General features: G+C 58.2%; 20 protein-coding genes. 16 read left to right on the top strand and 4 right to left on the bottom strand.

Features of this window, described 5'->3' with window-relative positions:
• Window positions 1-28: 28 nt before the first annotated feature.
• Window positions 29-1,045 carry an alpha/beta hydrolase gene (locus WG939_RS01765; protein WP_339981836.1) on the bottom strand — a complete coding sequence of 339 codons (1,017 nt, stop codon included), beginning with the start codon at window positions 1,043-1,045 and terminating at the stop codon, window positions 29-31.
• A gap of 333 nt (window positions 1,046-1,378) precedes the next feature.
• On the opposite strand from WG939_RS01765, the gene mqo reads away from it, so the two are divergent.
• From mqo to cobA, 7 genes are all read left to right on the top strand, one after another.
• Complete coding sequence (gene mqo / locus WG939_RS01760; RefSeq protein WP_339981834.1) at window positions 1,379-2,878, top strand: malate dehydrogenase (quinone); 1,500 nt, start codon at window positions 1,379-1,381, stop codon at window positions 2,876-2,878.
• 6 nt (window positions 2,879-2,884) lie between these two features.
• Window positions 2,885-3,904, top strand: coding sequence for an ATP-binding protein (locus WG939_RS01755; protein WP_339981832.1), 1,020 nt, complete (start codon window positions 2,885-2,887; stop codon window positions 3,902-3,904).
• Window positions 3,858-4,670, top strand: a complete 813-nt coding sequence (locus WG939_RS01750; RefSeq protein WP_339981830.1) for a vWA domain-containing protein — start codon at window positions 3,858-3,860, stop codon at window positions 4,668-4,670. Before WG939_RS01755 ends, WG939_RS01750 begins: the two co-directional genes overlap by 47 nt.
• A gap of 98 nt (window positions 4,671-4,768) precedes the next feature.
• Complete coding sequence (locus WG939_RS01745) at window positions 4,769-5,647, top strand: VOC family protein (RefSeq protein WP_339981828.1); 879 nt, start codon at window positions 4,769-4,771, stop codon at window positions 5,645-5,647.
• A gap of 12 nt (window positions 5,648-5,659) precedes the next feature.
• Window positions 5,660-6,265: a cob(I)yrinic acid a,c-diamide adenosyltransferase gene (gene cobO / locus WG939_RS01740; RefSeq protein WP_339981827.1), complete on the top strand. Its 606-nt coding sequence runs from the start codon at window positions 5,660-5,662 to the stop codon at window positions 6,263-6,265.
• A complete protein-coding gene (locus WG939_RS01735) occupies window positions 6,259-7,596 on the top strand; it encodes a cobyrinate a,c-diamide synthase (RefSeq protein ID WP_339981826.1) in 1,338 nt (445 codons plus the stop codon). Before cobO ends, WG939_RS01735 begins: the two co-directional genes overlap by 7 nt.
• An 11-nt stretch (window positions 7,597-7,607) precedes the next feature.
• Window positions 7,608-8,342, top strand: coding sequence for a uroporphyrinogen-III C-methyltransferase (cobA, locus tag WG939_RS01730; RefSeq protein WP_339981825.1), 735 nt, complete (start codon window positions 7,608-7,610; stop codon window positions 8,340-8,342).
• A gap of 7 nt (window positions 8,343-8,349) precedes the next feature.
• Here the strand turns inward: cobA and WG939_RS01725 are convergent, their stop codons facing one another.
• Entirely contained in the window at window positions 8,350-10,239 is a 1,890-nt protein-coding gene (locus WG939_RS01725) for an MMPL family transporter (RefSeq protein ID WP_339981824.1), read from the bottom strand.
• 87 nt (window positions 10,240-10,326) lie between these two features.
• Between WG939_RS01725 and WG939_RS01720 the strand changes: the two genes are divergently transcribed.
• Together WG939_RS01720 and WG939_RS01715 are read left to right on the top strand one after the other, a co-directional pair.
• Window positions 10,327-11,205: a polysaccharide deacetylase family protein gene (locus WG939_RS01720; protein ID WP_339981823.1), complete on the top strand. Its 879-nt coding sequence runs from the start codon at window positions 10,327-10,329 to the stop codon at window positions 11,203-11,205.
• 80 nt (window positions 11,206-11,285) lie between these two features.
• Window positions 11,286-11,825 (top strand): hypothetical protein, encoded by a 540-nt coding sequence (locus tag WG939_RS01715; protein ID WP_339981822.1) that lies wholly within the window; start codon window positions 11,286-11,288, stop codon window positions 11,823-11,825.
• Between the two features lie 2 nt (window positions 11,826-11,827).
• Here WG939_RS01715 and yaaA read toward each other — a convergent pair whose 3' ends face one another.
• A complete protein-coding gene (yaaA, locus tag WG939_RS01710; protein WP_339981820.1) occupies window positions 11,828-12,532 on the bottom strand; it encodes a peroxide stress protein YaaA in 705 nt (234 codons plus the stop codon).
• Here yaaA and WG939_RS01705 point away from each other — a divergent pair.
• Both WG939_RS01705 and WG939_RS01700 read left to right on the top strand, forming a co-directional pair.
• Window positions 12,525-13,034 (top strand): hypothetical protein, encoded by a 510-nt coding sequence (locus WG939_RS01705; protein WP_339981819.1) that lies wholly within the window; start codon window positions 12,525-12,527, stop codon window positions 13,032-13,034. The two genes, yaaA and WG939_RS01705, sit on opposite strands and share 8 nt — an antisense overlap.
• A gap of 20 nt (window positions 13,035-13,054) precedes the next feature.
• A complete protein-coding gene (locus tag WG939_RS01700; protein WP_339981818.1) occupies window positions 13,055-14,791 on the top strand; it encodes a proline--tRNA ligase in 1,737 nt (578 codons plus the stop codon).
• 105 nt (window positions 14,792-14,896) lie between these two features.
• On the opposite strand, the gene WG939_RS01695 is transcribed toward WG939_RS01700, so the two are convergent.
• Entirely contained in the window at window positions 14,897-15,583 is a 687-nt protein-coding gene (locus WG939_RS01695; RefSeq protein ID WP_339981817.1) for a hypothetical protein, read from the bottom strand.
• Between the two features lie 43 nt (window positions 15,584-15,626).
• On the opposite strand from WG939_RS01695, the gene rimP reads away from it, so the two are divergent.
• The 5 genes from rimP (at window position 15,627) to rbfA (ending at window position 20,996) form a co-directional block, all read left to right on the top strand.
• Window positions 15,627-16,181 carry a ribosome maturation factor RimP gene (gene rimP / locus WG939_RS01690; RefSeq protein ID WP_339981815.1) on the top strand — a complete coding sequence of 185 codons (555 nt, stop codon included), beginning with the start codon at window positions 15,627-15,629 and terminating at the stop codon, window positions 16,179-16,181.
• Entirely contained in the window at window positions 16,178-17,161 is a 984-nt protein-coding gene (gene nusA, locus WG939_RS01685) for a transcription termination factor NusA (RefSeq protein WP_339981814.1), read from the top strand. Before rimP ends, nusA begins: the two co-directional genes overlap by 4 nt.
• Window positions 17,162-17,288: 127 nt before the next feature.
• A complete protein-coding gene (locus WG939_RS01680; RefSeq protein ID WP_339981813.1) occupies window positions 17,289-17,582 on the top strand; it encodes a YlxR family protein in 294 nt (97 codons plus the stop codon).
• A 104-nt stretch (window positions 17,583-17,686) separates the two neighbouring features.
• The gene (gene infB / locus WG939_RS01675; protein WP_339981812.1) at window positions 17,687-20,479 is read left to right on the top strand and encodes a translation initiation factor IF-2; all 2,793 of its coding nucleotides are present in this window, start codon (window positions 17,687-17,689) and stop codon (window positions 20,477-20,479) included.
• A gap of 88 nt (window positions 20,480-20,567) precedes the next feature.
• Window positions 20,568-20,996 (top strand): 30S ribosome-binding factor RbfA, encoded by a 429-nt coding sequence (gene rbfA / locus WG939_RS01670; protein WP_339981811.1) that lies wholly within the window; start codon window positions 20,568-20,570, stop codon window positions 20,994-20,996.
• The last annotated feature ends 2 nt before the right edge of the window (window positions 20,997-20,998 follow it).

Here is a 20,998-nt window from a genome sequence, read left to right as displayed (position 1 = left end):
GCTCCTACTTATTTGAAGTTGGAGCCCATCATAGCTGCTGCGTCAGCCACTGTTCGCAGGTCTTCAGCGCCTGTTCCCGCGCTGGACGACGGGACAGGAAAACATCGTGTCGGGCATTGTCGATCGGAATGGTCGTAACCTCGTCGCCAAGTGAAACAGAACGCTTGATGATTTCGTCGACGTCGAGGACGACATCGGTGACGTGGGTACGCTCATCGAGCGGTTTGTCAAGCTGAGAGTGCATCGAACACAGCACGAGCAGGGGGACTGGGCATTTGACGGATCCTGAGCGAACGCGCTCGATGCTCCTCATGATGGCGTTGGCCCACCCCCAGTATTTGTCGTGGCCACCTACTGGTTTGTAATCCAGGGAGAAGTCCCATTCACCGTCGAAGTCTTTGTGAAGCGATTTAACGTAGGCGACAAGTTTTCGGCTGTAGATCTTTGCCTCGGGGTGTTGCATCGCCATGTAAGGAACCAAGCGCCTAATCACCATCATGGTGAGGGTGGGGAAGAAGAAGTCAAGCCATGGACTGTTCAGTACTGCGCCGCGAATGAACGGGAGCATTGTAGTGTCGCCGGATGCCCGCAGATGATCGAGCCAGATCGGAACAAGCAGGCCACCGGTGGAATGCCCAAGCAGGAAAATGTCCGAATGCCCATCGTCTAGTACCTGTTCAGTGGCCCGGCACAAATCTTTGAAATAGATTCCCAAATCGGTGACATAATGCCAACGTTGTCCAGGCTGCCACGATCGGCCACATTTTCTTAGATCTACGGCATAAAAAGCGTAGCCCCGTTCGTGAAAGAACTCCGCGACGTGCCGGTGGAAGAAGTAATCACTGGTGCCAGGGATGTAGAAAATCGCTGGGCGCGTACTGAACTTCTCGTTGTCTGCTTGTGGCACGTACCTAACGAGGGTGACGATCGCTGGAGGACAGCCGTCGGGGTCCACATCCATTTCAAAGGTCATTCTTTGGAAATCCGCACCGAGGATGTCCTCGCTCCAGGTGGGAGACAGCGGGAGTGGTTCAACCGAGACCATAGAGTTCACAATCTTTCGCTGGTGGACGTGACCGTGGGACCTGTTTCGGGGTTATGTAGATGAGGTCCATTACCTGAAATGATCGTAATACGAACCTTATTGTTGGGGGAGCAAAGTTTCGAAGTCAGTGGTGATGCTCCCCCCGATTCCCACATCCATCTTTGGCATGTTTTCACATTCGAGAGAATTTTCAGCGTAAGCTTGAGTGTCAACGGACTTCAGTGTTGGCGTTTTTCGCCAGCAACGGGAATGGGTAAGTCCACCTTGTGGCCCTGGTTGTGGCCAGGGCGCGGGTCTAAAGCATGCAGAGCCTACGAAAGAAGTTGAGTGACAGTGTCCGAAGCTAATGTAAGCGCAAAGGTGACTGACGAGGCCGATGTCGTTCTCATCGGTGCCGGTATCATGAGCGCCACACTGGGTGCGATGCTGAAGCAACTTGAGCCGACGTGGTCCCAAATCATTTTCGAGCGACTTGATGTTCCTGCAGAAGAGTCCTCCTCACCATGGAACAACGCCGGTACGGGACACTCCGCACTATGCGAGCTGAACTACACGCCATTGCAGCATGGTGAAGTGAACATTTCCAAGGCTGTTCGCATTAATGAAAAGTTCCAGGTTTCTCGCCAGTTCTGGTCTCACCAGGTAGAAAACGGCATTCTGCCTGATCCTCGCGCATTCATCAATCCGGTTCCTCACGTGTCCTTTGGCCGTGGCGACCAGCAGGTTGAGTACATCAAGAAGCGTTACGAGAAGCTTTCCAAGCACACCCTGTTCGAGGGCATGCAGTACTCCGATGATGACGCGAAGTTTGCAGAGTTCTTGCCACTAATGGCTAAGGGCCGTGATTTCGATGCTGAAAAGGTAAACATCTCCTGGTTCGATGGCGGCACGGACATCAACTACGGTGCCCAGGCCAAGCAGTTCCTGGAGGCTGCGCAGCGCGGTGGCACTGATGTGCGCTACGGTCACGAGGTCAAGGACATCAAGGCTGACGGCACCAAGTGGAAGGTCGTTGTTAAGAACGTCCACACTGGCGACATCCAGACTGTGAAGGCGAACTTCGTGTTCGTTGGTGCTGGTGGCATGGCTCTACCACTGCTTCAAAAGTCCGGCATCTCAGAGATCAAGGGCTACGGCGGCTTCCCAGTTTCCGGCGCTTGGCTGCGATGCACCAACCCAGAACTGATTGAGCAGCATGCTGCGAAGGTCTACGGTCAGGCATCTGTTGGCACCCCTCCAATGTCTGTTCCTCACCTCGACACTCGCGTCATTGACGGCAAGAAGGGCCTCCTGTTCGGCCCATACGCAGGTTGGACTCCTAAGTTCCTGAAGCAGGGTTCTTTCCTTGATCTGTTCAAGTCCTTCCGCCCAACCAACCTTCCTTCCTACGCTGGCGTTGGTGTACAGGAAATGGGCCTGACCAAGTACCTGGTTACCGAAGTTCTGAAGGACGAAGCTGCTCGCCTCGAGTCTCTCCGCGAGTACATGCCAACCGCAAAGGCTGAGGACTGGGAGCTGGTCATCGCTGGTCAGCGCGTGCAGATCATCAAGCCAGCTGGCTTCCCTAAGTTCGGTTCCCTCGAGTTCGGTACTGCCCTGATCAACAACGCCGAAGGCACCATCGCTGGTCTGCTCGGCGCATCCCCAGGAGCTTCCATCGCGCCTTCCGCCATGATCGAGGTTCTCGAGCGTTGCTTCGGCAACCGCATGGTCGAGTGGGGGCCAAAGCTCAAGGAAATGGTCCCAACCTACGGCATTTCCCTGTCCCGTGACCCACAGCTGTTCCACGAGGTCTGGGATCGTACCCAGAAGACCCTCAAGCTGGAGGACTAAGAAGCATTGACTAGCGCCCCTGTTCCGGGTTTCCCATTCGCTGCCGTTGTTGGGCAAGAGCAACTGAAATTAGCCCTTATCCTCAACGCCATTCAGCCCCGGATCGGGGGCCTTGTCGTGCGTGGCGAGAAGGGCACCGCAAAGACCACCACGGTCCGCGCATTTGCGCAGCTGCTTGGCGACGCCCCACTCGTCAACCTTCCCCTCGGCGCGACCGAGGACAGGGTAGTGGGATCCCTCAATCTTGAGACTGTCCTCACCACCGGCCGTGCCGAATACCAGCCGGGCTTGTTGTCTCAGGCCCATCGTGGCGTGTTGTACGTGGATGAAGTAAATCTGCTTGCGGATCACCTCATTGACGCTCTCCTCGATGCTGCCGCCACCGGCCAGGTCGCCATCGAACGCGACGGCATCTCTCATACTTCACCGGCTTCGTTCGTCCTGGTGGGCACCATGAATCCCGAGGAAGGCGAACTACGCCCCCAACTTCTTGACCGTTTTGGCTTCGCCGTGGATGTTCGTGCTTCACGCGATGTCGTGGATCGAACAGAAGTGATGAGGCGCCGACTGGCTTACGAACGCGATCCGGCTGATTTTGTCGCTCAGTGGTCTGCGGAAACGGACGAATTGTCGCAGCGCATCGCAACTGCTCAAACGATCGTTGATTCTGTTGAGCTCTCCGACGATGCGCTCCGAGCTATCGCGCAGGTGTGCGCGTCCTTCGATGTTGATGGGCTCCGCGCCGACCTCGTTATTGCTCGCGCAGCAACTGCTCATGCTGCCTGGCGGGGCGCGTCCGTGGTGGAGGAAGAGGACATTCGTGTTGCGTCTGCTCTGGCCTTGCCACATCGCAAGCGCCGCAACCCATTTGATGAACCAGGCGTGTCCGAAGAGGAACTCGACGAAGCCCTGCAGGATGCCTTCGAGGAGCCTTCCTCCGAGAGCACCCCTGAGGAGCCATCCGCCGAGCCTGACTCTGATGGAAAGGCAGGTAGCGCCGACACTGGCGCTCAGTTTCCAGCCTAAGCTGCTGCGTCGTCGCTCAACCTCAGAGATCGGTAGCCCCGGTCGCCGTTCCCCAGCGCTGTCTTCGGTGGGGACTTCGGTGCGAGCCGTCGACAAGGGGCATGGGCTCCATATGGTCGGCACCGTGTTCGCGGCCGCCGAACGTGGCGCGCTTCTCGACGGCCCCTGCCTCGATTTCCGTCCCGAAGATCTTCGCGGTCAATTGCGAAGGGGAAAACGGTCGAACCTGATCGTCTTTGTTGTGGATGCCTCCGGGTCGATGGCTGCTCGGGATCGGCTCTCCGCAGTGACGGGAGCAGTGCTGTCGTTGCTGTCGGATGCGTATCAGCGCAGGGACAAGGTGGCGGTCATTTCGGTTCGAGGGGCAGTCCCTGAGCTTGTGCTGCCTCCGACCTCGTCGATTGATGTGGCAGTGCGACGGCTTGCTGACCTACCCACGGGTGGCAGGACCCCGTTGGGGGAGGGTCTGGTGATGGCGCATGAGCTGATGGAGCGGGAGAATCGTCGTGATCCGGGTAAGGAACCCATCATGGTTGTGCTTTCCGATGGTCGTGCGACAGGGGAGTCGGGGCTCAAGGGGGCTCACCGAGCAGCAGGGTTAATTTCATCCCGTGGCCTGGCTGCCAGCCTTGTTATCGACTGCGAATCGGGCGCTCGCGTACGCCTCGGGTTGGCGGGCGAATTAGCGCAGCACTTGGGCGGAATGTGCGTTAGCCTGGCCGAACTCAATGGTGACTCCGTTGCCGGCATCATTGAAGCCCTGTGATTGGCGGGCAAATCGTCCCCCCTTCAGACAGTCGAGTGAGGCAGTGAAACTCGCAACTTCGCGGGAACGATTCGCACCCTGCAGGTAGATTCGGTGGCATGACCACAAAAATCGTGCCCAATATCTGGTGCAATGGCAACGCCCGTGAACTCGCAGAGTTCTACTCCCAGGTTTTCCGCAACACAGCGATCACAGGTAGCCAACAATACCCAACAGAGGGCTTGCCGGACTTCCAACAGCACATGGCAGGCAAGGACGTCACGGTCGACATTGACATCGATGGTCTCCCGATCACCCTGATCAATGCTGACGACACTTTTCGCCCGAATCCCTCGCTAGGGTTCATGGTCAATTTCGATCAAGCTCAATTCGAGGATGCAACAGACTATCTGGACCAGGCATACGAACAGCTCAAAGAAGGCGGACGGGTGCTCATGGAGCTGGGCGAATACCCATTCTCCAAACGCTACGCCTGGGTTGAGGACAAAGCAGGGGTGAGCTGGCAGCTCATCATGACCCGCCCGGAAAACGATCCGCGCCCGCACATCATCCCGGCATTCATGTTCTGTGGCGATGCCCAGGGCAAGTGCGCCGAGGCAGTGGATTACTACTGCGATGTCATTCCTAACTCGGCAGTCGGCAGGAGGGTGATGTACCCGCACAATCCAGCGGAAGTCATGTTCTCCGAATTCCAGTTGGCAGGTCAGTGGTTCACCGCTATGGATTCCGGGGTACCACAGGATTTTGGATTCACAGGCGGAGTTGCGCTGCTCATCAATGCTAAAGACCAAGAAGAGATCGACTACTTGTGGTCAAAGCTGGCGGCTCAGGAGCAGCCATGTGGCTGGTGCATTGACAAGTTTGGGGTTGCGTGGGAGGTAATTCCGGAGAATTTTGGTGAACTTATGGCACATCCTGATTCATATTCGGCCATGATGGGAATGAAGAAAATTGTGATTGCCGACTTCCCTCGTTAACTAAGGAGAGCTATGCCTCAAGGAAAAGTAGACCCGAAAAACATCCCGGACGACGGCCTGACCACCAGGCAGCGTCGTCTCCTGCCCATCACCGCGGTACACACGGGCCAGGGTAAGGGCAAGTCTACGGCTGCTTTTGGCATGGCTCTTCGTGCTTGGAACCAGGGAATGAAGATCGGTGTTTTCCAGTTCGTGAAGTCCGCGAAGTGGAAGGTCGGCGAAGAGGCAGTATTCAAGCGTTTGGGCGAGCTCGAGCCTGGCAGCGTCGAGTGGCACAAGATGGGTGAAGGCTGGTCCTGGTCTAAGAAGCAAGGGTCTGAAGAGGATCACGCTCGCGACGCGAAGGAAGGCTGGGAGGAGATTAAGCGCCGCCTAGCTGCCGAGACTCATGACTTTTACGTCCTTGATGAGTTCACTTACCCGATCAAATGGGGGTGGGTTGACGTGGATGATGTCGTCGAAACCTTGCAGAACAGGCCTGGTACGCAGCACGTGGTGATCACCGGTCGCGATGCTGATCAAAAGCTCATCGAGGTCGCAGACCTGGTCACCGAAATGACCAAGATCAAGCACCCAATGGATGCAGGTCGCAAGGGCCAAAAGGGAATCGAGTGGTAACTCCCGGAATTCTCATTGCAGCCACCGGATCCGGAACTGGCAAAACCACCATCGCGACCGGACTCATGGGTGCCCTCAGCCGCACCCTCACGGTGGCGCCGTTCAAAGTCGGCCCCGACTACATCGACCCGAGCTACCACTCGCTGGCTACCGGTCGCCCGGGCCGCAACCTGGATTCCGTCATGTGTCCCGGACTCATCGGCCCGCTGTACACCCACGGCAGCGCAGGAGCGGACATCGCCGTTGTAGAAGGAGTCATGGGGCTTTTCGACGGCCGCATCGGCGCCGGGGCCACCGGGTCTTCTGCCGATATCGCTGCCGAACTTGGCCTACCCATCCTCTTAATTGTTGACGTACGCGGGATGAGCCAATCAGTGGGCGCCCTGGTTCGGGGCTTCGCTACGGAACGCTCAGACATCGCCATCAGCGGTGTCATTCTCAATCAGGTGGGTAGCCCCCGGCATGAGCAAGTCTGCCGCGATGCAGTGGAAGCTACGGGTGTGCCAGTAGTGGGTGCGATTCCCCGCGTGGAAAAGGTAGAGGTTCCGAGCAGGCACCTCGGGCTCGTTACCGCTGAGGAGCATGGCGATAAAGCTCGAATGGCAGTGGCACGAATGGCCGATTTGGTTCAGGAGCACTGCGATCTGGAGCTGATTAGAAGCATTGCACGTTGTACTTATGACGGTCAGACGTGGGATCCAGCCGTGGCCGTCGAGAAGCAGCAGCCGGTGCGCGTTGCGATGGCGTCTGGCCCTGCATTCACGTTTGCCTACGCAGAGCACAAGGAGCTGCTGGAGGCAGCTGGGGCAACCGTGGTGGAATTCGATCCGCTGACGGATGGTTTTCCCGAGTGCGAGGGCCTCATCATTCCTGGCGGGTTCCCCGAGGAGCATGTGGAGGGATTGTCGTCGCGGGTGGAGCTGCGGGAGGCCGTGCGTGCTCATGTGGCGTCGGGCAAGCCAGTTCATGGCGAGTGCGCGGGCCTGTTGTGGCTGGCCCAGAGTTTGGATGCCCACCCGATGCTCGGAATCATCGACACACACGCTGCGATGGGACGGCGCTTGACACTTGGGTATCGCGACGCTGTTGCTCTGGAAGATAGCGTCCTGTACCGGGCTGGCGAACGAATCACTGGGCACGAGTTTCACCACACTGCTCTCACTGCACCAGAAGCAACGGGATTCGCACCCGCGTGGGCGTGGCGGGCCTGGGACGGTACGTCAAAGCAGGAAGGATTTGTGCAGGGCAATATCCACGCTTCCTACCTGCATCTGCACCCGGCCTCCTGCCCGCAAGCGGTCCAAAGGTTTGTTGAGGCGTGCGCGCAGTAGAATAACAACCTATGGAAAAACACCCAGTTGTTCTCGTCGGTGGCGGTCCCGGTGCATGGGACCTCATCACGGTGCGAGGTATGCACGCCTTGCAAGCCGCAGATGTCATTTTGGCGGATCATCTGGGTCCTACCTCGGAGCTTGAGAAGCTGTGCGATGTTAATTCGAAAGAGGTCATCGACTGCTCGAAGCTGCCTTATGGCAAGCAGGTCGCCCAGGAACGCATCAACGCCATGCTCGTCGAGCATGCGCTCGCGGGAAAGAAAGTTGTGCGACTCAAGGGCGGCGATTCTTTCGTGTTCGGCCGTGGCTTTGAAGAAATTAAAGCGTGCGTTGCTGCCGGACTGACCTATGAAGTCGTCCCAGGCGTAACCTCCGCGATCTCCGTCCCCGCCGTGTTCGGTGTGCCGGTAACTCAGCGCGGGGTCGTGCACTCGTTCACCGTCATCTCCGGCCACGTGCCACCAGGACATCCGACGTCGCTCAACAACTGGTCAGCTTTGGCACAAACGGGTGGCACCTTGGTGGTGATCATGGGTGTCAAGAACGGTGCGGTGATCGCCAGCGCGCTTATCGACGCAGGTCGCCCTGGCGACACCCCGGTTGCCGTGATTCAGGAGGGAACCACTGCCTCGCAGACAGGTTTCCGGACGACTCTTGAGAGCCTGAGCGCCGACTTGCTCACCCACGAGGTGAAGCCACCTGCAGTAATCGTCATCGGTGAAGTTGCCGGGCTGGAAGTGTAAGTTCCCGCTACTTCCAAAATGCGTCGCCGAGCTTCATCACGATTGCAGGCATCACCACGGTGCGCACCAGCAACGTATCGATGAGCACGCCGATGAAGATGACAACGCCCATTTGAGCCAGCGCAATCAGTGGCAAAACACCGAGTGCAGCGAACACGGAAGCTAGGAGAATTCCCGCGGAGGTGATCACGCCGCCTGTGGCTGAAAGGGCGTTCAATATTCCCTTCTTCGTCCCAACGCGCCCAGCTTCCTCTTTCGCGCGGGTGATGAGGAAAATGTTGTAGTCCACACCCAACGCGACCAGGAAGACGAAAGCGTACAGCGGTGTTGTTTCTGCGATCGCGCTGAAACCGAAGACATGTTGAAACACCAGCCACGACAGGCCCATCGCTGAGAAGTACGTCAAGATAACCGTGGCCACCATGATCAGAGGCGCAACCCATGAACGGAGTAGGAGACCAAGCGCCAAGGTAACAAGCAGCGCAAGGAGAGGGAACACCACCATCTGATCGCGCTTCGAAGCAGCGATGTTGTCTTGGTTTTCAGCTTCCGGGCCACCGACGGTCGCGTTACTGAGACCGGAGCGGAGCCGATCTACTGAAAGACCGGACACCAACAGCACGTCTTCCTTCGTACTCATAACCCGACCGCCGAGAGATTCAACTTCCTTCGTCGTGACCGTGGGATCCTTCGCCCAGACGTTAACCGGCGTTGCGTCGGTTTTGAACTCACGCTCCAGGGTCTGTGCTGCCGTTATCGATTCGGGAGTATCCATGAACTGCTCTGAAGTTTCCAAACCCACTCGGGCACCGAAGAGGAGCGTACCTGCAGCGATGAGTACCACGATTGATGCTGCCATCACCGTGTTTGGCTTGGTGCGTACCAGGTTGCCAACTTTCTCCCACACCGCAGCGTGGGTTGGTTGGCCTTCCCTTGGGATGCGTGGCCAGAACACCCACCGACCACACAACACCAGCGCTCCAGGAAGCGCCAGCAAAGCGAAAGCTGCTGCAACCACGATGCCGTATGCACAGGCCAAGCCCAGACCGCGGGTGGCTGGAACGAGGGACAGCAACAAACACAGCATTCCCAACATCACCGTGGTGGCGCTGGCAATCACTGACTTAGCGGTAGGCCACCAAGCCGCCTGCATGGCTTCAAAACGATCGTCGTGTCGATGCAATTCGTCTCGATAGCGTGAAATAAGAAGAAGGGCGTAGTCAGTGCCGGCACCGAACACGAGGACCGACAAAATACCTGACGTTGATTCATCCCAAATGACCCCGGTCGCAGAAAGCAAATGGGTAAACGTCACGCCGGCGAAGCGGTCAGCAATACCGATCACGAGCAGTGGGATCAGCCAGAGGAATGGGGACCGATACGTGATAATCAACAGCACCGCGACGATCGCCGCGGTTACTGCGAGGAGCAGGAAGTTCGCTCCTGAAAATACGCCCGCCAGATCCGCCTGGATAGCTGCCGGGCCTGTTACGGCAACGTTGGTGCCGTCGGGAAGCCCCTCCGCAGCCTTGGCGCGCAGCTCAGCGATAGTGGCCTTGTCTTGAGCATTGGTTCCATCTGGAACTTCCATTGGCACCATCGCCGCTTTGCCGGACTGCGCTGGGATGAGCGGGCCCCCAAGTGTGGAAGCAACTGCCTGCAATTGGCCGATTACTGCCGGGTCCTCAAAACTGAAAACGGCGACCGCTGTCGAGGTTTCCTCACCAGGAAGTAATTGCATATGCTGTGCGACAGCCGTCGAATCGAATCCATCAGGCAACCGATCTGCGGAGGTGGACGTGGTCTCTTTCGCACCAAACATGATGCCGAGCAGGCCGACCGCTATGGTAACGAGCAGCCAGATCCGAAATGGGTGGGGTTTGGTGGCAGTGTGCATATCTTCATTCTATGGTGCCTCGGTTTTGTGGTCCGAACGGGTTAGAATGAGCTGACAATTTCATGCAATGTACGAGGAAGCCGCATCATGGCTGGTAAACACCGTAGTCCTGACACTCGAAAGATCACTCGACGTCAGTTGCTTGCAGCTGCAGCAATGGCGCCAGTAGCTGCAGTGGCAAGCACGGCTATCTTGCGAGATCAGAGCACACCTCAAATCATTGAGGAAGCCGCCGCTTCCGGTACTGAACAATCAACTGTACCTGTCACTAGCCCCAGCTCAGCGGTTCCTGCCATCGATCAGTTTCGAGGTCGGATTCCGAAGGGGTGGGGAATGGATCTTCCTGGCATCGTACGCACTGTGCCCACGGTGAGCGGGCGCCGAACACTGGCACTAACCTTTGATGCCTGCGGTGGTGGTTCTGGGGTGGCCATCGATCAGACTTTGATCAGCGTGCTGCGAGAATTCGCTGTGCCGGCCACATTGTTCCTCAACAGTCGTTGGATCGCGGCGAATCCCAAGTACACCCGCGAACTCCTCAACGATCCGTTGTTTAGCATCCAAAATCACGGCACCGACCACCGACCTCTCAGCACAAACGGTCGCTCAGCTTACGGCATCGACGGCACCGCTTCTGTGGATGCGGCGTTGTACGAAGTGACGGGGAATCAGGACAAAATGAGGGCAGAATACGCCCATGAAATGACTTGGTTCCGCTCTGGCACCGCTCACTACGACGACGTATGCGTCGATTTATGTAACGCCTATGGTGTTCGAATCGCCGGGTTCACAACCAATATCGACTTCGGTGCAACGGCACCCGCAGGAAAAGTGACTTCGCAGCTTCTAGGAGCACCCGACGGTGCGATCTGTATCGGACACATGAATCATCCCGGATCCGGAACAGCCGCCGGGCTTCGTGCTGCGCTGCAGCAGCTCCGGGATGTTAATTTTGCGAAGCTATAACCTGTTTTTTGGGTTATCAAGTAGCGGAAGCGCTAATATCAAGGAATAGATTGACCAATCATCTCGCGTGAGGATGACCCATGGGTAGCCCTGCCAAACTCAACACCGGCCCACTTCTGGGCCTCAAAATTTTCAATGTGTTGGCGGTGACATTCGTCGCGAGCTATCTCGTATTCATTCTCTACGGGGCATCAATCCCTGGTGCCGGTTCAATGAAGCTTTCCTTCATGGTGGTCGCACTGTTTTTGCCTGTATTGCTGGTCTACGCGTGGATCTTGTACAACGCGGTGGTGATGCGTTATTTCCGAGTTTCGGCGCTCTTGCTGCCGCTGGCTGCATTGGCTAGTTTCGCACTAATCGAATCCAAAGCTGCGGAATCAACTGGTTGGATTCTCATGCGCGACGAACTCGAAGGTGCAGCGGCAGACAACACCTGCCCGGACCGCGTGGGCCTCGTACGAGTTGAAGAATGCACAACGATCGATGGCGAGCCGGCTTTCGATTTCGGTACTGGGGCAACGGATCGAGTCTTGGTTACTCAGGCCGAACATCTGCCGGCTGGGTACGACTTTGAAAGGGAGCTCACCGACGGTTGGCGCGTCGTGCTTTATCAAAGGTGAAGTTACAAGACGAGACACAGCTCAGTATTCGACCGCTGCTCAATGCTCATCCCAGAGTCGCGCAGCACGTCGGCAACCTCTGTGATTGATGCACACGAGTTTCCAGCCAATACCCGGGCGACCAAGCCTCGGTAATGCTTGTTGAAGTGGCTGACAACCTTGCCGTCTTTCTCCACGCGGACAGTGACAGCGTGCTTGACCCGCCCGAGCTGCTGATACGTACCACTGCGAAGATCGACGATGAAATCGTCGGCGTCCAGCAGCGCATCGGTGATGAGGGAGCCCCAGCGGGCCTTCATCGTTGGCGTCTCGCCGTTATTTGTCGGTAGTTTTGTGCCTCCAGACAATCGGTAATGCGGGATCATGTCGGTGGCGCGTACCAGGCCAAACAATGCGGAGCACACTACCAGATTGTCTTGATCTTCAAGAGTGCTAGGGGAGAGTGCGTCGTACAGAACTCCGGTGTAGCGCTCGAGCGCTGGCATCGTTGGCGAAGTAAAAAGTTGACGATTCGCCTGCGCCTCGTCCATGAGCTTGTCCGACAGGCCGAGGGCAGCCTTGGCGGTGTCGTCGTCAAGGCGGGCCAGGTCATGCGCGATGGAAGTGCGCGCCGCGTTCAAAGCTGGAAAGCTGAGCTTATCGACGTCCATAGGCGCCCCAGGCCCACCCCAGGACTTGGTTTCGGAAGGAGGCAACACGATGAGCATGGTCAACAGGATAACAACCGCGGTGTGGGCTGTGATCGGGCTGGTATGGCTCTATTTCGTCAGCGTTCCCGGTGGTGGGACATTCCTGGTCATCATTGCGCTGTGGTGGGTGGTCCCGTTTGCTCTATTTCTGTACGTCGTCACCATGGTGCTCAATGTCCGTGACAAGGCGCTCGGGCGACCGCACTTGTGGTGTCATCTCATCGCGTTAGCTTTGTTGCTTTTCAGTGTCACTGAATTGCCGATGAGGGCGCATTGGCTAATCATGAAGCCAACCTTTGAGGAGGCGCTAGTCACTGATGATTGTCCTTCGTGGGCAGGATTTGCTCCCGTAGACGATTGTTTGAAAATTGACGGAAATCCCTCCTACTACTTCGGTGGCGGTTTCATTGACCACTACGAGATCGCGCATGTGCCGGATATGAGCACATTAAGCCCTAGGCATGCGGTCCGGGCCTCCCTAGGCGACGACTGGTATGTGATCTACGTGCCCTTCGACTAGGCGCTATATACTTAGCAACCATGATCACTCGCATGTCCTCACTGTTCCTTCGCACTCTGCGCGAAGATCCGGCAGATGCCGAAGTCCCAAGCCACAAGCTGCTCGTTCGTGCCGGTTACATCCGCCGCGTCGCCCCGGGTGTGTACACCTGGCTCCCGCTTGGCCTGAAGGTACTGCGCAACATTGAGACTGTCGTGCGCGAGGAAATGGACGACATCGGCGCCCAGGAGCTATCCTTCCCAGCGCTGCTCCCACGCGAACCTTACGAGATCACTAACCGCTGGACCGAATACGGTGACTCCCTCTTCCGACTGAAGGACCGCAAGGACGCAGACATGCTCCTCGGCCCAACCCACGAAGAGATGTTCACCTGGGCAGTCAAGGACCTGTACAGCTCATACAAGGACTTCCCGGTTACCCTCTACCAGATCCAGACCAAGTACCGCGACGAAGAGCGCCCACGTGCCGGCATCCTCCGCGGTCGCGAGTTCGTGATGAAGGACTCTTACTCCTTTGACATGGATGACGAAGGCCTGGAAGCCTCCTATCAGGCGCACCGTAAGGCCTACCAGCGCATCTTCGATCGCCTCGGAGTCAAGTACGCCATTTGTGCTGCTACCTCCGGCGCGATGGGCGGCTCCGCCTCCGAGGAGTTCCTGGCCATCTCAGAAAATGGTGAGGACACCTTCGTCTCCGCCACCAACGGTGACTACGCCGCCAACGTCGAGGCAGTGGTGACGCAGCCGGGCGTCGAAAAGCCAATTGAGGGCCAGCCTGAGGCCGTCATTCACGAGACCCCAGATGCCACCACCATTGCTGCGCTGGTCGAGTGGGCTAATGGTATGGGCCTGGACATCGAAGCGAAGGATACTCTGAAGTGCCTGGCAGTGAAGGTCCGCCAGCCGGGCGGGGAGTGGGAGCTCACCGGTGTGCTGCTTCCTGGTGACCGCGAGGCTGACATGAAGCGCCTTGAGGCATCCTTCGAGCCTGCCGAGGTTGAGCTGCTTGAAGCGGAAGACTTCAAGAAGTACCCATTCCTGGTGAAGGGCTACATCGGACCTAAGGGACTGGCAGACAATGGTGTCCGCGTGCTCGCTGATCCTCGCGTCGTCACCGGCACCTCTTGGATCACCGGCGCCGACAAGGCTAACCACCACGTCGTGGGCATGGTGTGCGGCCGCGACTTCACCCCAGACGGCTACATCGAGGTCGCCGAGATCCGTGAAGGTGACCCAGCACCAGAGGGCATGGGTACCCTGACCTTGGAACGTGGCATCGAGATCGGCCACATCTTCCAGCTGGGTCGCAAGTACACCACCGCGATGGACGTGCAGATCCTCGATCAAAATGGCAAAACCGCAGTCCCAACAATGGGCTCCTACGGCATTGGCGTTTCCCGCCTCATCGCCGTCCTCGCCGAGCAGATGCACGACGAGAAGGGCCTGGTCTGGCCAGCCGAGGTTGCACCATTCCAGGTTCACGTCGCTGTGGCCAACAAGGACGCCGCAGCCATCGAAGCTGCTGACTCTCTGGTCTCCTCGCTGTCTGCGGCCGGCCTCGACGTGCTTTTCGACGACCGTCCAAAGGTCTCCCCAGGCGTGAAGTTCAAGGATGCCGAACTCCTCGGTATGCCACTGGCCGTCATCCTCGGCCGTTCGTTTGCCGACGGAAACGTGGAAATCCGCGTCCGCGGTGGCGAAACTCTAGAAGTGCCGTTCACTGAAGCGGTGGCAAAGGTTCAGGAGCTGCTGGGCTAGTCGCGTTTTAGCAAATTGGCGATTTTGCAAGACGATAGTCCCAGGACAGTTGGTCGATGACTTCACTGTCTTGGGACTATCGCTTTCTGTTGATGGGCCAAGCCCTTACAAACCAAGATCCCCAGGTTGTCCGCCAAGTTCGGCGTATCGAGCAGCTGCATTTCCAGCTTGGATGAGGGCAAAGGTCCGGTCCGCGGCTGGGATTCCGGGCGCACAGGCTGCGTTCATCCAGTGCAGGGCAGCATCGGCTTCAAGTGCAAACACAAATTCAGCTGGTTCGGCAGGATACTTCTGTAGGTCATACGCCATCGGGGCAGGAGTGGCTGAAGACCCCATGGCTCCGAGTACTGCCTCATGAGATTTCTGGGTCGCCTTCACTGTTGAAGTGGAAGCGCCGGCAAAAGCAAGCATGTGGTCGAGCCCGTAAACCGCCGCCTGTTCGAATTCCCGCATATCGCTGAAGGCGGAGGATGAACCAAAATCCTTTGCAGGTTCGTTCATTGCCAACGCGACGTATGTCTTGGCTAGTACTGGCAGTGATGACTCTGGAACGCCATCTACCGCAGCGAGGACTTCGTCGCTGGTCAAAGTCCCAGATGCGGCGGGGGAGATGGTGCACAGTGCCGCATTGTCTTTGGTTCCGCATAGGCGAGAAGCCTCTTCCGCCAATGCCGTGGCCTGGGCTGGGGAGGCTTTGTCGGCAAGGGAGGTGAGGGTTGGGTCGGGTTCAGGGGTTGTCGCGCAACCGGTTAACACGACCAGTGAGGACAGGAAAGCCAAGCGGAGTTTCACAGCGGCTTAGTCTACCGATGTCGGGCCAGCTATTGTGGTAGCCATGGCTTTTCCCACCGCAGATATCATTTCCCAGCTCATCAGCCCCATCCTCGACAGCTATGGCGTCGATCTTGAGGGCATCAAGATTTCCAAGGCGGGCGCCAAGTCCGTCGTTGCTATCGCTGTGGACAGCGATGCGCGTCCCGATCTTGACCAGCTGGAGGTGATCTCAAACGAGATCGGTGCTTTGCTCGATGCTGCTGAGGAACGCGGAGAAGTGAGCTTTGGCCCTGGTTATAGTTTGGAGCTGTCTACGCCGGGCGTCGACAAGCCACTCGAGCTACCGCGACACTGGCGCCGCAACCTGGGGCGCAAGGTTGCACTGACCCGTGGCGGCGAGCGGGAAATTCTGCGCATTGGAGCGCTTAACGACGCCCAGACCTCCGTCGCCCTCATCGCACGCAACGGGAAGAAACTTGCCGTCGACTCTTTGGAATTGGCGTCGGAGCACACGGCAGTGGTAGAAATTGAATTCTCAAACGTTCCTGCCGACGAGACCGAACTCGTCGGCCTGACCTATGACGAAGCCATGCGGTGGCGAGAGGAAAACAAGTGAATATTGACATTAAGGCGCTGGAGGCCATCGAGAAGGACAAGGCCGTACCGGTCCCTGAACTGATCGAAACCATTGGCCGCGCCCTGCTGGACACCTACCGGCAAACCGCGGGAACCGGTCGTGCCCGCATCGACATTGATCAGGTCAGTGGAGCTGTGTCCGTCATCGCGACAGAAGTGGATGAAGAAGGCAACGTTCTCAGCGAATACGACGATACCCCAGCAGACTTCGGTCGAACAGGCGCACTTGCTGTTCGCGATGCAATCGTAAAGAAACTGCGTGAAGCGGAAGCGTCTCAGGCATACGACCAGTACGCCGGACTGGAAGGCACTGTCGTCTCGGGCGTAGTGGAAGCTGATGCGATGGCCAACGAGCGTGGCATCGTCGTCGTCAACCTTGGTACCGAACTTGATGGTCAGGACGGCCTTCTGCTTCCTGGCGAGCAAATCCCAGGCGAAAAGCTCACCCACGGCGATCGCGTCAAGACCTACATCGTTGAGGTGAATCGTCAGCCGCGCAACGTCCAGATCAGCCTGTCCCGTACCCACCCTGAACTAGTCCGACGTTTGTTCGAGCTCGAAGTTCCAGAGGTTGCCGATGGGGCAGTGGAGATCATGGGCATCGCCCGCGAAGCAGGACACCGCACCAAGATCGCAGTCCGTGCGAACGTCAAGGGTCTCAATGCCAAGGGCGCTTGCATTGGCCCGCGTGGTCAGCGTGTCAACAACATCATGCGCGAACTGGGCGGCGAAAAGATCGACATCATCGACTACGACAACGATCCAGCTCGCTACGTTGGTAACGCCCTCGCACCGTCGAAGGTGGTGCACGTTGAGGTGATCGACCACGAGGCTCAGCATGCGCAGGTGACAGTGCCGGACTACCAGCTTTCTTTGGCGATTGGCAAGGAAGGGCAGAACGCTCGTTTGGCTGCGCGTCTCACCGGTTGGAAGATCGACATTCGCTCCGACGCGGAATAACTCGCCGAGTAAACCCCGGGTTAACTTTTGCGCTTAAGTAGCGTAGAGTTGTTTTCGGCCCGTGCGAGGGTCGGCGATCTCGTATTGCCATTTTCTAGCCACACGTGAAGTTTTTGAGAGGCGATGCATGACACAGTCCCCCCGACTGCGTACCTGCATTGCCACCAGGGAAGTGCTTCCCGACTCACAACTTCTCAGGCTCGTTCTGAGTCACGATGATCCACACGTGGTGGTTCCCGACCCGGGGAGAAAGCTTCCCGGCCGGGGCGCATGGATTACACCAACGCTTCATGCGTTGGACACTGCTGAAAAGCGTCGCGCCTTCGGGCGAGCGTTTAAGGTGTCTGGCCAGCTAGACACACGTCTTGTGCGACAGTTTCTGTCGGACCCGACATCTAACCAAGAAGGACTACAACACTGATGAGCACCCGATGAAGCATCAGCGATGAACGTCAAGATAGACACCTAGAAGCTCCTTGCGCCCACGTGGCCCGGGGACGCTTCTAGAAAACCTAGAGGAGAAAAGTGCCCGGAAAGCTACGTGTACATGAGCTTGCAAAGCAACTCGGTATTACCAGCAAGGAACTGCTCGCAACCCTGAAGGACCAGGGCGAGTTTGTTAAGACCGCGTCTTCCACCATTGAGCCACCCGTGGTCAAGAAGATGACCCAGTACTACGAAAAGAAGTCCGGCTCGCCAGCAAAGGAAGCTGCCCCAGCCAAGGAAGCTGCAAAACCAGCTGCACCTAAGCCGGGCGCTCCTAAGCCTGCGGCGCCAAAGCCAGCGCCAAAGGCAGCAGCACCTAAGCCGACTCCTGCGGCCGTCGCAAAGCAGCCAGCAGCTGACTCGAAGCCTCAGTTCCAAGCCCCAACTCCTGCTGCTGCGGCAGCGAAGCCGGGCGCACCGAAGCCAGGTGCTCCAAAGCCTGCTGCACCGAAGCCTGCGCCAAAGCAGAACGCGGAGCAGTCTGCGATGCCACGTCCGATGGCGAAGCCAGGTCCAAAGCCAGGCGCTCGTGCACCACGAGTCGCGAACAACCCATTCTCCACCGGTGGCGGCTCGGAGCGTCCTGCTCCACGCCCAGGTGGTGGCCGCCCAGGCCAGGGTGGACCGCGCCCAGGTGGCGGTCGTCCGGGGCAGGGCGGTCCTCGCCCAGGCGGAAACCGCTCTCAGGGTGGTACCCCATCTCCAGAGCGTCAGGGTGGCGGACGTCGTCCATCGCCAGCGATGATGCCTAACAGCGCACCAACCCCAGGTCAGATGCCATCCCGCGCTACCGGCGGTGGACGTGGCCGTGGTGGAGCTGGCGCACAAGGCGGCGGTGGCTTCAACCGCGGTGGTGGCCCAGGCGGTCCAGGAGGCGCAGGAGGCGGTCGCGGCGGCCGTCGTGGCGGTACCGCTGGCGCATTCGGTCGCCCAGGTGGCGCACCTCGCAAGGGGCGTAAGTCGAAGCGTCAGAAGCGCAGCGAATACGAGGCAATGAAGGCACCTAACGTCATTGGTGGCGTACGCCTTCCTGACGGCCAGGGCGCAACCCTGCGTCTGGCCCGCGGCGCATCCCTGTCCGACTTCGCTGAGAAGATTGGCGCAGAGGCATCGGCACTCGTCCAGGCACTGTTCAACCTGGGTGAAATGGTCACCGCGACGGCATCTGTGTCTGAAGAGACCTTGATGCTTCTCGGCGAAGAGATGAACTACAAGGTTCAGGTTGTCTCCCCAGAGGACGAGGACCGAGAGCTCCTGGAGAGCTTCGACCTGCAGTTCGGTGAGGATGAAGGTACCGAGGAAGACCTCGCTTCCCGTCCTCCAGTGGTTACCGTCATGGGCCACGTTGACCACGGTAAGACCCGTCTGCTGGACACGATCCGTAAGGCAAACGTGGGCAAGGGTGAAGCCGGCGGCATCACCCAGGGTATCGGCGCGTACCAGGTCGAGGTTCACCTCGAGGATCAGGATCGCACCATCACCTTCCTGGATACCCCAGGTCACGAGGCCTTCACCGCTATGCGTGCCCGTGGTGCAAAGTCCACCGACATCGCGATCCTCGTTGTCGCAGCTGACGACGGCGTCATGCCACAGACTGTGGAAGCAATTAACCACGCTCAGGCTGCAGACGTGCCAATCGTTGTTGCAGTGAACAAGATCGATAAGCCAGACGCATCTCCAGACAAGATCCGTGGCCAGCTCACCGAGTACGGCCTCGTTCCTGAAGAGTACGGCGGCGAGACTATGTTCGTGGACATCTCCGCTAAGCAGGGCACCAACATCGATGCACTTCTCGAAGCTGTGCTGCTTACCGCAGATGCAGCTCTCGACCTGCGTGCGAACCCGGACATGGACGCACAGGGCGTGGCCATCGAAGCGCACCTCGACCGTGGTCGTGGCCCAGTGGCCACCATCCTGGTCCAGCGCGGTACGCTCCGCATCGGTGACTCCATCGTCGTCGGCGATGCCTTTGGTCGTGTCCGCCGCATGGTGGACGAATACGGCGAGGACGTGGAAGAGGCGGGCCCATCCCGCCCAGTCCAGGTCCAGGGTCTGAATTCTGTTCCTGGCGCCGGCGACAACATCCTCGTTGTCGAAGACGACCGTGTTGCACGTCAAATTGCAAACCAGCGCAGCGCTCGCAAGCGCAACGCTCTGGCTGCCAAGGCCCGCAAGCGCGTGTCTCTGGAAGACCTGGATGCAGTGCTCAAGGAAACCTCGACCCTCAACCTCATCCTCAAGGGCGACAACGCAGGTTCTGTGGAAGCTCTGGAAGAGGCCCTGCTCAAGATCGAGGTCGACGACGAAGTTCAGCTCAACATCATCGACCGCGGTGTCGGTGCTGTTACCCAGACCAACGTTTCCCTCGCAGCTGCTTCCGACGCAGTGATCATTGGCTTCAACGTTCGCGCTGAAGGGAAGGCCACCGAAGAGGCCAACGCCGAGGGCGTCGAGATTCGCTACTACTCGATCATCTACCGTGTGATCGAGGAGATCGAGCAGGCTCTGCGTGGCATGCTCAAGCCAATCTACGAAGAGCGTGAAGTGGGCAAGGCTGAAATCCGTGCGATCTTCAAGGCTTCTGCCGTCGGCCTCATCGCAGGCTGCATGGTTGAGTCCGGCAAGGTTCGTCGTAACGCCCAGGCCCGCCTCATCCGCGACGGCAACGTCATCGTGGAGAAGACCAACATCGACTCCCTGCGTCGTGAAAAGGACGACGTTGTCGAGGTCACCGCAGGTTACGAGTGCGGTATGGTGCTGTCCTACCCTGACATCCAGGTTGGCGACACCATCGAGGTCTACGAGATGGTAGAGATTCCTCGCGATAAGTAAGTGCTGAATTTGGCCCACGTTTCGGACACAATGGAACTCAAAGTGACCGGAACGTGGGCCAAATTTGACCCCAATTTTAGGAGAAACAGTGGCAGACAATGCTCGCTCGGCACGCCTTGCCAAGCGCATCCTGCAGATCGTTGCTTCGGCAGTAGAGATGCAGATCAAGGACCGCCGTCTCGAATTCGTCACCATCACTGACTGCCAGGTCAGCGGTGATCTTCACGACGCAACCATTTACTACACGGTGCGTGGCGAGACCATCGACGCCGAGCCAGATACCGACGCTGCTGCAGAGGCGCTTCATCGCGCGCGTGGTCAGCTGCGTAAGATTATGGGAGACCAGCTGGGTGTTCGCTTCACCCCGACGTTGAGCTTCAAGCTCGACACGGTTCCGGAGGCTTCCGCACACATGGAGGCTTTGCTTGCAAAGGCCCGTCAACGTGATGAGGAGCTTCGCAAGCTCGCCGAAGGCGCCCGACCAGCAGGCGAAGAAAACCCATATAAGGACGAATAAAC

This window comes from Corynebacterium sp. H130 (genome assembly GCF_037572395.1).
GTDB lineage: Bacteria > Actinomycetota > Actinomycetes > Mycobacteriales > Mycobacteriaceae > Corynebacterium.
Note: the sequence above shows the minus strand (reverse complement) of the source record. Positions and strands in the feature narration are given on the sequence as shown.

Coding starts and splice junctions, on each gene's coding strand:
- WG939_RS01765 (WP_339981836.1), bottom strand. CDS start 1,045: ATGGTCTCGGTTGAACCACTCCCGCTGTCTCCCACCTGGAGCGAGGAC.
- WG939_RS01750 (WP_339981830.1), top strand. CDS start 3,858: ATGGAAAGGCAGGTAGCGCCGACACTGGCGCTCAGTTTCCAGCCTAAG.
- WG939_RS01745 (WP_339981828.1), top strand. CDS start 4,769: ATGACCACAAAAATCGTGCCCAATATCTGGTGCAATGGCAACGCCCGT.
- cobO (WP_339981827.1), top strand. CDS start 5,660: ATGCCTCAAGGAAAAGTAGACCCGAAAAACATCCCGGACGACGGCCTG.
- cobA (WP_339981825.1), top strand. CDS start 7,608: ATGGAAAAACACCCAGTTGTTCTCGTCGGTGGCGGTCCCGGTGCATGG.
- WG939_RS01725 (WP_339981824.1), bottom strand. CDS start 10,239: ATGCACACTGCCACCAAACCCCACCCATTTCGGATCTGGCTGCTCGTT.
- WG939_RS01720 (WP_339981823.1), top strand. CDS start 10,327: ATGGCTGGTAAACACCGTAGTCCTGACACTCGAAAGATCACTCGACGT.
- WG939_RS01715 (WP_339981822.1), top strand. CDS start 11,286: ATGGGTAGCCCTGCCAAACTCAACACCGGCCCACTTCTGGGCCTCAAA.
- WG939_RS01705 (WP_339981819.1), top strand. CDS start 12,525: ATGAGCATGGTCAACAGGATAACAACCGCGGTGTGGGCTGTGATCGGG.
- yaaA (WP_339981820.1), bottom strand. CDS start 12,532: ATGCTCATCGTGTTGCCTCCTTCCGAAACCAAGTCCTGGGGTGGGCCT.
- WG939_RS01700 (WP_339981818.1), top strand. CDS start 13,055: ATGATCACTCGCATGTCCTCACTGTTCCTTCGCACTCTGCGCGAAGAT.
- rimP (WP_339981815.1), top strand. CDS start 15,627: ATGGCTTTTCCCACCGCAGATATCATTTCCCAGCTCATCAGCCCCATC.
- WG939_RS01680 (WP_339981813.1), top strand. CDS start 17,289: ATGACACAGTCCCCCCGACTGCGTACCTGCATTGCCACCAGGGAAGTG.